Here is an 11,567-nt window from a genome sequence, read left to right as displayed (position 1 = left end):
TCTATTGATTATTAAAACAAATAGAAGCTATAAGACGTTCATCTTAAAAGAAGCTATTGTTACACTTAAAACTTGATACAATATGAAAGCAAAACAACACCACTCTCATAGATTCTTCTGTAGTAGCCCCGAGGGGAATCGAACCCCTATCTAAAGTTTAGGAAACTTCTATTCTATCCGTTGAACTACAAGGCCGCTTCAAATTTGCTTGCAAAGATAACGGTTTCTGTCGATTTAACAAGAATAAAAATGCAGGTTCCTTTCATATATTTCAAATAATTGGCGTCAATAGGACAATAAAGTAGGATTTATTTTGATAATTCGATTAACTTTCCGACCTTTGCGCTCACAAATTGAAAGTAAAATCAGTTTTTAAATTAAATATAGTAATTAAAGTTATGGCAGACGAAATGATGGTTAAAGAATTGGAGGAAGTAGTAGTACGTTTCTCCGGAGACTCCGGCGATGGTATGCAGCTGGCCGGCAACATCTTCTCGAACGTGTCGGCTACAGTGGGAAATGACATCTGTACATTCCCTGACTATCCGGCAGACATCCGCGCCCCGCAAGGTTCGCTAACCGGTGTTTCCGGTTTCCAGGTCCACATCGGTGCCGGACAGGTTTACACTCCCGGAGACCGTTGCCACGTATTGGTAGCAATGAACCCTTCCGCACTGAAAACACAAATCAAATTCTGTAAACCGCAAGGACTTATCATCACCGACTCCGACTCATTCGAAGCCAGAGATTTGGAAAAGGCACAATTTAAAACCAACAATCCCTTTGAAGAATTAGGAATAAAACAGGAAGTATTGGAAGTTCCTATCTCTTCCATGTGCAAAGAGAGCCTGAAAGACTCCGGATTGGATAACAAATCGATTCTCCGTTGCAAAAACATGTTTGCACTCGGATTGGTTTGCTGGTTGTTCAACCGTAACCTTGCTGCTGCTGAAAAAATGCTGCGCGAGAAATTCGCCAAGAAACCCGAAATAGCAGAAGCTAATATTAAGGTATTGAACGATGGTTTCAACTACGGAGCCAACACTCATGCTTCTGTCTCTACTTATAAGATTGAAAGCAAAGCTCCGAAATCTAAAGGACTTTATACAGATATCAACGGTAATAAAGCAACCGCTTATGGACTGATTGCCGCAGCTGAAAAAGCAGGTCTGGGGCTCTACCTGGGTTCTTATCCTATCACTCCGGCTACTGATATTCTGCACGAATTAGCCAAGCATAAATCATTGGGAGTCAAAACCGTACAGTGCGAAGATGAAATCGCAGGTTGTGCTTCTGCAGTTGGTGCCGCTTTTGCCGGTGCTTTGGCAGTGACTACGACTTCCGGCCCCGGTGTTTGCCTGAAGAGTGAGGCGATGAACCTTGCTGTAATCGGTGAACTTCCATTGGTGATTGTCAATGTACAGCGTGGCGGTCCGTCTACCGGTCTTCCTACTAAATCAGAACAGACCGACTTATTACAGGCCCTTTACGGACGCAACGGCGAAAGCCCAATGCCTGTAATCGCCGCAACATCGCCGACCAACTGTTTCGACGCCGCTTATATGGCATGCAAGATTGCCTTGGAACACATGACTCCGGTTGTATTGCTGACTGATGCTTTCGTAGCTAACGGTTCTGCCGCATGGAAACTTCCTAACCTGGATGAATATCCTGCCATCAATCCTCCGTATGTGACCCCGGATATGGCCGGCAACTGGACTCCTTACCAACGTAATCCGGAAACAGGCGTACGCTACTGGGCTACTCCGGGAACTGAAGGATTCATGCACCGCATCGGTGGTCTTGAAAAGAGCAACGAAACAGGCGCTATCTCTACCGAACCCGAAAACCACAATAAGATGGTTCATCTGCGTCAGGCCAAAGTGGATAAGATTGCAGACTATATCCCCGAACTCGAAGTATTGGGTGACGAAGATGCAGACTTATTGATTGTGGGTTGGGGTGGTACTTACGGTCATCTCCGTCTGGCTATGGACTTTATGCGTGATCACGGAAAAAAAGTGGCATTCGCACACTTCGAGTACATCAATCCGCTGCCAAAGAATACAGCCGATGTATTGCGTAAATACAAGAAAATCGTGGTAGCTGAACAGAATCTGGGACAATTCGCAGGTTATTTGCGCATGAAAGTGCCCGGATTGAACATCAGCCAGTTCAACCAAGTGAAAGGACAGCCTTTCGTTACGAGAGAATTGATAGATGCATTCACTAAATTATTGGAGGAATAAAAGATGAGCGATAAAGTATATACCGTACAAGATTATAAATCAGGCCAACCACGCTGGTGTCCGGGATGCGGTGACCACGCTTTCCTGAACTCACTGCACAAAGCTATGGCCGAACTGGGAGTAGCTCCGCACGATATTGCCGTCATTTCCGGTATCGGTTGTTCTTCCCGTCTGCCTTACTATGTAAATACATATGGGTTCCACACTATCCACGGACGTGCCGCTGCTGTTGCAACAGGAGCTAAAGTAGCCAATCCCAATTTGACTATCTGGCAGATTTCCGGTGATGGTGACGGTCTGGCAATTGGTGGTAACCACTTCATCCACGCATTACGCCGTAATGTCGACCTGAATATGATTCTTCTGAACAACCGTATCTACGGTCTGACAAAAGGACAATATTCACCGACTTCAGAACGCGGACTTGTCACCAAATCATCTCCTTACGGAACAGTGGAAGACCCGTTCCATCCGGCAGAGCTGGCTTTTGGCGCCCGCGGACGTTTCTTTGCACGCTGCATTGCAGTAGATGGTGCCGCTTCTGTAGAAGTATTGAAAGCAGCAGCTAACCATAAAGGCGCTTCTGTTGTAGAAGTTCTGCAAAACTGCGTGATCTTCAACGACGGAACTCACGCCAGTGTTGCTACCAAAGAAGGACGCGCCAAGAACGCTATCTACTTGGAACATGGCAAACCGATGTTATTTGGTGAAAACAAGGAGTTCGGATTGATGCAGGAAGGCTTCGGGCTGAAGGTAGTGAAACTGGGTGAGAACGGTATCACAGAAAAGGATATCCTTATCCACGACGCACACTGCCAAGATAATACGCTTCAACTGAAGCTAGCTTTGATGGAAGGTCCCGACTTCCCGATTGCACTCGGTGTAATCCGTGATGTGGACGCCCCGACGTACAATGATGCAGTTACAGAACAAATCGAAGAAATCAAAAGCAAGAAGAAATATCACAATTTCCAGGAGCTGTTGATGACTAATGAGACTTGGGAAGTGAAGTAATTCACTGCTCATCAATAATATAAAAGCTGGAGGAAGGATAAAACAATCACTTTCTCCAGCTTTCATTATAAATACACCTCAAGTTTGCTTAAAGGTCATCTTCAGTCATCCCACAGCATACTGGGCGTCACCCCACAAGCCGTGGTTTGTTTCATGCCATGAAACCATTTGTTTCTCACCGAGAAACGAAATGTTTCAAGCAGGGAAACAAAGTGTTTCACGCCGAGAAACAAACAGTTCCAAACAGGGTTGGAACTAAACGACTGCAATGAAATCAAAAGCGCTCCATTATCTCCATACGCATACGCCCGTTATGGTAAGGACATTTCCAAAATCCAGCTTTATCATCCTCACGGTTGACAGTCCCAACAGCCGAAAGGCTCCAGTACCATTCACCGAAGCAAGCCGAGCCATGTACTTGAGTTACTCAAGCCTCCTACATCATTTCACTGAGTTTGAAGTATGATTAAAACATCTCATTAAATCTATAAAAGTTTGAAGTATAATTAAAACTTTTCCGTATATTCGCAAGAGTTTAAAGTATAATTAAAACTTTCAGGCGTATGAACTTCCCTCGAATCCTCAAAAAAAGAAAAGGTTATATTGACCGAATAAAACCTTTTATGCAAAAATCTGTAGTCAAGGTGTTAACAGGGCAACGCCGTGTAGGCAAAAGTTTCCTCCTTTACCAGCTTATTGAAGAAATTCTAGGAGAAGAGCCGGATGCGAATATTATCTATATCAATCTTGAAGATTTTGCATTCAGTTCTCTACAAACAGCAGAAGATTTACACTCGTACATCATTTCTCATAGCAAAGAAAAAGCTAAGAATTATATCTTTATCGATGAAATACAAGATATTCCCGGGTTTGAAAAAGTCATCCGTTCGCTCCTGCTCAATGAAGATAATGATATATACATTACAGGTAGTAACGCCAAGATGCTTTCAGGAGAACTCGCCACTTATTTAAGTGGCAGATATATCGAATTCAAAATATATAGTCTCTCCTATTCTGAGTTTCTTGAATTCCACGGATTAACTGAAAGTGAAACGAGTTACGAATTATATAGCCGTTATGGCGGACTTCCCTATTTATTAAATCTCCCTCTCGAAGATGAAACGGTCAATGAATATTTGAAGAGTGTATATTCCACGATTGTATTTCGTGATGTTGTCAGTAGATACAAGTTACGCAATACTTTGTTCCTTGAGAAACTGATTCAATTTTTATCCGAAAACATAGGCAATCTCTTTTCGGCAAAGAATATCAGTGATTATTTAAAATCACAACATACCACCATATCAGTTAACCAAATACAAAGCTATACGGAATATTTAAACAATGCTTTCCTGATCCACCGGGTAGAGCGGTATGATTTGATTGGGAAACGCGTATTTGAGATAGGAGAGAAATATTATTTCGAAAATATGGGAATCCGGAACATTGTTGTCGGATATCGCATTACAGACAAAGCCAAAATATTGGAAAATCTAGTGTATAACCACCTTTTATACAAAGGTTACGATATTAAGGTTGGCTATTACGGAGATAAGGAAATTGACTTTATCGGAGAAAAGAATGGAGAAAAACTATATATACAGGTCGCTTTAAAAATAGATAGCGACAAGACAGCAGAAAGAGAATTTGGAAACCTGCTAAAGATACAGGACAACTATCCCAAAATAGTGGTAACAAAAGATACATTCAGCGGAAACAGCTACGAGGGTATACGCCATTGTCCCATACGCCAGTTCTTAATGGAGTAAACCATACGATATACGAAAAATAAATGCAGTACACCATCGGGTTACCACGAGCAATCAAATCGCCTTTGGTGTGCTGCATTTACATTTGAATCAAGTCATCTATAATACCACGGAGTTTGCTGCAAGACAGGTGGCAATGTCCATTGTTAGTTAGTAATAGACAGCTCGGTTACCTTATACGGATGCTTTACTGCTGCATGGGCAGCTTTCTGAGCAACAGCTTTCCTCGCCTCATCCAACCCTTCCGGGGCATAAGGATTCCCGACTACATTGTGTTTGAAGATGCGTTCGAACCAGGTACAGGCAGCGGTATAACGTCCAATCTTCACATCCAGATGATAGCCGTCCCTGTTCAGATGGTCGCCGATGAAAGAGGTGCGCGCATTTTGTATGGCAGTGCCCGAAGGGATGACAATCTTTATCTTATTCGCCTTAGCCGCTTTCTTCACTGCATCGGCAATAGCCTGATACATGGTGAGTTGATTGCAGTTGTAGTTTTTAAATCCACTATGCTTGGAAGTAGACGCATACGCCCAGGTTTGATGCAACATCAGCTTTGTTTTCTTTGGAAGGCGTGCTTTTACATATTCTATAAGTTCCGGCAGAGAGGCTTCATACGTCTCATACATTCCCGAAAAAGGACTTGCCTGTTGCAGGCTGACGTAATCCCAGTCTTCATCTGCCAGCACCGCTTCCAAAGACATCTTGCCCTTTTCCCGTTTCTTTCCATCCGTACCGATTTTCCGGTAGGCATAGGCAGGAGCATTGTCACGGGCATTTTTCACATGACGTTCCAGGGAACAGCCGCCGATAAACATATTGCCGATGATGGTTGAAATGCCTTCAGCTTCGGCAAGTTCATGCAGATATTGCTCCACGGCATCCTGGGAGAAACTGTTGCCGATAGCAAGTATCCTGACCGTTTTTTGCTGCGCATACACTCCTCCGGCAAGAAGGAGCAGTATGCACATACAAATCACTACATTTCTATATTGCTTCATTATAATCAAATATAACTAAACTTATCGGTTATTTCTCTTTTTCATGTAATAATCTCTCATCAGATACCACGCTTTCTTACGCATACCCTGGTCAGATATGAGTCCTTTGCGATTCCAGCCATCTTGATTGGTGGGGTGGAAACGGAACGGCGAACGGAAGTCGAACAGAATCCAGGGCGATACGCCACGCAGGTTCGGGATATTGTCGAACATACGGATATTGTCTCTATACAAGCGTGCCTGGTATTCTTCACTCCAGGAGCTGACTACGTTCTCATCACCGGACTGACCGTACAATGCTTCGCCGCCAAATTCCGAAATTATCAATGGTTTGTCCGTCACTACTTCCCATATAGCGTCTTTCGGTTCCACAGGCCACGGATGATACCAGCCCATATATTTATTGATAGCTACGACGTCCAGTTGGGAAGTAAAAGAATCCTCCATTACAAAACGCTGTTTTTCGCTATTGAAGTGCACAAGGTCGAAAGCGGCAACATACAGGCGGGTAGTGTCCAGCTGCTTTCCCGTTTCGAGCAGGGAAGTAAGGAATTCATTCCGTTCTTTGGAAGGCTGTGTTTCATTGGCAACACCCCAATAACCTACCGCGCAGCGGTTTTGATCGCGCTTAATCATTTCAGAAAGCATCCTCTGCGCTTTCTTACGGGTATCATCGTCTGTAAAGTCAATACCTTGCCAAATAGGAATCTCCTGCCAGAGAAGGAAGCCCATCTTTTCCGCCAGGCGTACCGTGTACTCATTCTGCGGATAATGAGCCAGGCGAATCATGTTCACGCCAAGCGCTTTCGCTTCATTCAGCAACATGGCTGCATCGGCTTCCGAGAAAGCACGCCCCATACGTTGCGGGATTTCTTCGTGGAAAGAGATACAACACATAAATGTCGGCTTCCCGTTCAGGTAGATATCAGTTCCTTTCACGGTGATATTGCGGAAGCCTATTTGCTCTTCCACGCGGTCGGCACTTGAAGATATAGTCACGCCATAGAGTTTCGGTTCTTCCGGCGACCAGCGTTGCAGCTTCTTCGCATTCAACACGGTTTCCGCCTTTCCTTCTGCATCGGTGGTGAGCTCCGCGTTGATTTTGAGTTCGGGGATGGCAACTGTTACTTTCTCACCTGCTTTTTTATCAGAAAGACGCACACGGGCAATTATCCGGTCGGGAGCATTTTTATCCAGTTGGGTAAAATAATCTTCTATAAATGTCCGGGGAGTTTTCACCAACAGCACATCTCTTGTGATGCCGCCATAGTTCCACCAATCGAATGCCATAGCGGGAATGGCGTCTTTGGTACGGCGGTTGTTCACTTCTACCGCCAGGAAGTTGTCGCCGTCTTTCAACAGGTCTGTCACTTCCACTTGGAAAGGAGTAAAACCGCCTTCGTGCTCTGCTATCTCTTTTCCGTTCAGGTAGACTTTGCAACGATAGCTGACAGCACCGAAATAAAGAAACTGGCGTTTGTCTGCCAAGCGTTTGGCATCAAAGTGACGAGCATACCATACAGTGCCTTCGTAATACTTCAATTCGGGCGATTGAGAGTTCCAGTCTCCCGGAACATTAAGACGCAACCCGCCTTCAAACGCGTATTCATAGAAATCGATATTTCCTTCCGGTTGCCGGTTCTCATAGATTTTCATCCGTTGCCCCTGGTCGTACAGGTCGATGATAGCATTCCATTTACCATTCAGCGAATGGATGTTGCGACCATATACATTCGTTATCAGCTCCTGTGCCGCAACGCTTCCAGCAAAAACGATTAGCAACAATAGACATAGACTTAATTTCTCACCTGTTTTCATTTAAGTATGTTGTTATAATTAGTGTATATAATAAGTTCAGGCACGGATTATACGGATTTCACGGTTTTTAGAATAGAATAGGTAAAACAACAGTGTTAATCCGTGTAATCCGTGCTATTTCGATTTATTTTTCAGGAAATTCATTACCCAGTTCCAGGCTGCGCTCCACTGTTCGGCATAGGCATAATGAGCAGTCGTCTCAGCTACAAACAGCTCTTTCGGAGCATTAATCACGTTGTAAGCGGAGTAAGTGGTGGTAGGCGGACAGACCATATCATTATAACCAAAAGTACAGAATCCCGGAACTTTGACCTGCCGGGCAAAGTTCACCACATCAAAATACTGAATGGTTTTCATCTTTTCTGGCGTCCGGTTCTTCGCATCCTTAAACAAATGCGGCCAACCGCCTGCACGACCGTGGGTATAACCCGCCATATCACACAAGGCTGGATAGAAAGAAACCAATCCCTTGACACGGTCATCGAGTCCGGCAATCACGATGGAAAGCGCACCGCCCTGGCTTCCTCCAAAGGTCGCCAGATTACCGTTAAATTCGGGAAGTGTGTAAATGAAATCAATGGCTCTCACACAGCCTGTATAAACCCGTTTGTAATAGTACTTGTCCCGATTGTCCATATTGAACGAGTGGTAATTCTTCAAAGCTCCGTTATAAAGCCGGTGATACACATCTCCCGTCAGGTTGACCGGAATGCCGTGGATACCGATTTCCAGAATGATAAAACCTTTTCCGGCACGTTCGGCTTCTCCGTTATAGGCACGGATACCTGCCCCCGGCACTTTCAGAATCGCCGGATATTTCCCGGAAGCCTTCGGAACACAAAGGATGCCGTACATACGGGACGCATAGTCATTGTTCGCGAAGGAAACATGATATACGTTCACCTTATCTGTGCATCTTTCCGGCAGTAAAGTCATTATCGGTTCCAATGCCCACTTTTCTGCGGCTTCTTTGGTGCTTTTCCAAAATTCCAGAAAGTCGGCGGGCAACGGAGTGGTCGGTTGCAATTTCTCAGGAGAGAAGCCAGCGGTAGCCACGCCTTCATACTCACGCCCTTGGCAAGTGACGAAAGCGCGGCAACGCAGGAACCCTTCTTTTTTCATAGTCCCTGCGTTAATTTCAAGCTTTTCATTCTTCAAAGGCTGTTTGCCTGTCTGATGAGGTTTCATCATGTCTTCCGAAATCTCATAGCGCACTTCCAGATTATCCTGCGGGATATTGCATTTCAATACCGCCACTTTGAATTTCACTTTTTCTCCCGGTTTATACAGCCAATTGGTGTGGTCGGGAGTGACCTGCACTTGAACCAGTCTTTCCTGTGGCTGCCCCCATGCAACTATCTGCATGGAGACAAATGCTATCAGGAGAAGAAGAAAACGTACACTTTTTATCATAGTTCCCTATTTTATTTCATTTGTCATTGCTATATTAATATTCCATTTATCAGCTATTAATACCCATTGTCTCAACTATTAATACCTATCCGCCCAGCTATTAATATCTGACAACTCAACTATTAACATCCAACAGCAGAGATATTAATGCTCCTCTCCACACATCATAACACTCTGCGAATCAGAAGTTAACACATCATTCGTGATTAGCGTAAAATACAGATAGCCGCCTTTTTATGGTTTTACTTCGTATTGATAGAGTGTGAAAGAGTTCTTGTCATTTAGCTCGAAACTTACTCTACCCTGTGCGCCGACTTTTGCGGCAAACTTTTTGCCACTTCCCATTACAGGGGTAAAAGTAACTTTCTTACCCTCAGGAAGCCAAGTGTCAATAGTCCCCCTAGCTTGCTCATTATCTTCGCGGTAAACTACAAGATAGCCTTGCGTGCCGGAAACAGTCGATTGGAATCCTGTCCACGAGCGTCCCGAAGGTTCTTCACCAATAGGCAGTATGACGCCTTGATGAAACCGGAGTTGCAAAGGTTGGTATTTCTTGAGCAGAGATGCCGTAATATAAGCCTCTTCGGGCAGGTTCGAAGCCTCCATCCAAGCCAACGGCTGTGCCGCCAAGGTGATGGCAAAGAGGTAATCGAAACTGTAACGGGCGGGGGCAAAAGGATCGGCAGCGTCATACTTGTCGGCATTGCGCCATTTATTAAGGAACTCTATCTGCATCTTCTCCGCCGGTACATAGCGAGACAGCATCCAGAGGTTGCGCAAGGTGCGATAAGGGTAATAGTTGCCCCAATCGGTATAGCGGTTTTCCAGAAAGATGTTGCCGTACTCGTTCATATAGTGATACCCGCCGCGACGACCGGCAGTGGCATCGAGGTTGAAAATCACTTCATAGTTGGTTTGCTCCAACACGGTATCAAACAGTCGGCGTAGATTCTGTTCGGCTGTCTTGGTAGGTATCTGCAGACCGTCTATCTTAAAACAGCAGATGCCGTACTTCTTATAAAGTCCGATAATGGCTTGCGCATCTTTTTGCCAATCGGCAAAATCATTCTGTATGCTGGGATTGAACCATAATCCGATGCGAATACCCAATTTCTTGCCTTTCTCTACAATAGGTTTCAGCCCATGAGGGAACTTTGTGGGGTTGGGCGTCCAGTAATCGCCACTTTTCCAGATATCCTTAAAACTACCTCCGGCAGTCTTCGAGTTAGGGCTTTTTCCGCTCTGCCAGCCATCGTCCAGTTGAAAGAGGGTAATGCCCATGCGTGCGGCACGGTCTAGTTCTGCCAGACAGAAAGCCTCATCTATTTTGGCATCCTGGCTACGGTCGCCCCAGGTATTGAGCATAATCATCTCATCCTGTGCGGCGGTGTGGTGGCGCAGTTGTTTCTGATAGAGGCGCAGGGCAGTAAGCGCTTCTTGCTCGCCACCGGTATAGATGCCGGTAACGCATCCATAAACGCGGGTCCAGCTATCCGGCTTTACATCATGAGACGCAATGCCCAGCCCCACTACCATAAAATCACTAAAGTCCGCCACGAAGTCAGAACCCGGATAATGTAATTGGGTACTGCTGCTAGGAGCCTCTTTCAAAAAAAAGAAGCCTTGACGCGTAACTACGTCATGAGCAAAAAGCAAATTACCACGATACGTATTGCGACGGTAAGGAAGCCAGGTACGCCCGGTCACCAGATTGTCGTTCCAATCGGTGTAGTCGAAAAACTCGATTGTGCGGGCACTCCAATGATTGCCGGATAGTTGCAACCTGTCGAGCGTGGGAGTTTTCACCCCCGTAGCCATATCGGCCGTGTGCTCTATATTTTTGCGGTCGGCGTTAGAGCGGTTATCCTCCTTATTCTGATAAAGTTCCACTTGCCCTTTCAGATAGGTATCGCAAGCAATGGCGGGACAGTCTGCATAAATGCGATAGCGACGCTCTATATTCAGCGAACCGATAGTGCAAGCCACGGTAGCCTGCAGATAACTGGCGTGGATGCCGTTCGTCGGTATCTCGTTCACGGTGAATGTGGCGTCCGTAGGGATACCTTTCACAATCGAGAAATCGGGTTGTTTGCCCTGTGCCGGAATGGTTTTTCCGTGTTGCTTGTCAGTAAGGCTGATGGTAACAGGCGCACCGTTATTCCACAGCATGGCGCGTTCCATATAGTTATTGCCTATACGTAGCGTGTCACCTTTCAGAAAAGCGTAATACTGTTCTCCTCCCCAAAGCGGCAAGGTACATATTGCCGATAGAAATATCGTGATAATATTTTTTTTGCTCATAG

Annotated in this window: 7 protein-coding genes, 1 tRNA gene and 1 pseudogene; 3 read left to right on the top strand and 6 right to left on the bottom strand. The window is 45.3% G+C overall.

Annotation, left to right across the window (positions count from 1 at the left end; genetic code table 11):
• Positions 1–123: 123 nt before the first annotated feature.
• A tRNA-Arg gene (locus tag KFO40_RS11675) sits at positions 124–195 on the bottom strand.
• 203 nt (positions 196–398) lie between these two features.
• Here KFO40_RS11675 and KFO40_RS11670 point away from each other — a divergent pair.
• Both KFO40_RS11670 and KFO40_RS11665 read left to right on the top strand, forming a co-directional pair.
• Entirely contained in the window at positions 399–2,249 is a 1,851-nt protein-coding gene (locus tag KFO40_RS11670; protein ID WP_032811921.1) for a 2-oxoacid:acceptor oxidoreductase subunit alpha, read from the top strand.
• A gap of 3 nt (positions 2,250–2,252) precedes the next feature.
• Positions 2,253–3,263 (top strand): 2-oxoacid:ferredoxin oxidoreductase subunit beta, encoded by a 1,011-nt coding sequence (locus tag KFO40_RS11665; RefSeq protein ID WP_074910543.1) that lies wholly within the window; start codon positions 2,253–2,255, stop codon positions 3,261–3,263.
• Between the two features lie 274 nt (positions 3,264–3,537).
• Here KFO40_RS11665 and KFO40_RS11660 read toward each other — a convergent pair.
• Positions 3,538–3,660: pseudogene (locus tag KFO40_RS11660) on the bottom strand (N-acyl-D-glucosamine 2-epimerase); the annotation flags it as partial.
• A gap of 166 nt (positions 3,661–3,826) precedes the next feature.
• Here KFO40_RS11660 and KFO40_RS11655 point away from each other — a divergent pair.
• Entirely contained in the window at positions 3,827–5,032 is a 1,206-nt protein-coding gene (locus tag KFO40_RS11655; RefSeq protein ID WP_074910540.1) for an ATP-binding protein, read from the top strand.
• 146 nt (positions 5,033–5,178) lie between these two features.
• Here KFO40_RS11655 and KFO40_RS11650 read toward each other — a convergent pair whose 3' ends face one another.
• The 4 genes from KFO40_RS11650 to KFO40_RS11635 all read right to left on the bottom strand — a co-directional run bounded on the left by KFO40_RS11650 (position 5,179) and on the right by KFO40_RS11635 (position 11,565).
• The gene (locus KFO40_RS11650; RefSeq protein WP_074910568.1) at positions 5,179–6,033 is read right to left on the bottom strand and encodes a DUF4886 domain-containing protein; all 855 of its coding nucleotides are present in this window, start codon (positions 6,031–6,033) and stop codon (positions 5,179–5,181) included.
• A 21-nt stretch (positions 6,034–6,054) separates the two neighbouring features.
• A complete protein-coding gene (locus KFO40_RS11645) occupies positions 6,055–7,851 on the bottom strand; it encodes a glycoside hydrolase family 2 protein (RefSeq protein ID WP_211146385.1) in 1,797 nt (598 codons plus the stop codon).
• A gap of 114 nt (positions 7,852–7,965) precedes the next feature.
• A complete protein-coding gene (locus KFO40_RS11640) occupies positions 7,966–9,264 on the bottom strand; it encodes an acetylxylan esterase (RefSeq protein WP_211146384.1) in 1,299 nt (432 codons plus the stop codon).
• A 234-nt stretch (positions 9,265–9,498) separates the two neighbouring features.
• On the bottom strand, positions 9,499–11,565 hold the full coding sequence (locus KFO40_RS11635) for an alpha-galactosidase (RefSeq protein ID WP_074910528.1): 2,067 nt from the start codon (positions 11,563–11,565) through the stop codon (positions 9,499–9,501).
• Positions 11,566–11,567 lie beyond the last annotated feature (2 nt).

Source organism: Bacteroides sp. 1001302B_160321_D4 (assembly GCF_015667765.1).
Classification (GTDB): Bacteria; Bacteroidota; Bacteroidia; order Bacteroidales; family Bacteroidaceae; genus Bacteroides; species Bacteroides xylanisolvens.
The sequence above is the reverse complement of the archived record's forward strand: the minus strand, read 5'-3'. Positions and strand labels throughout refer to the sequence as shown.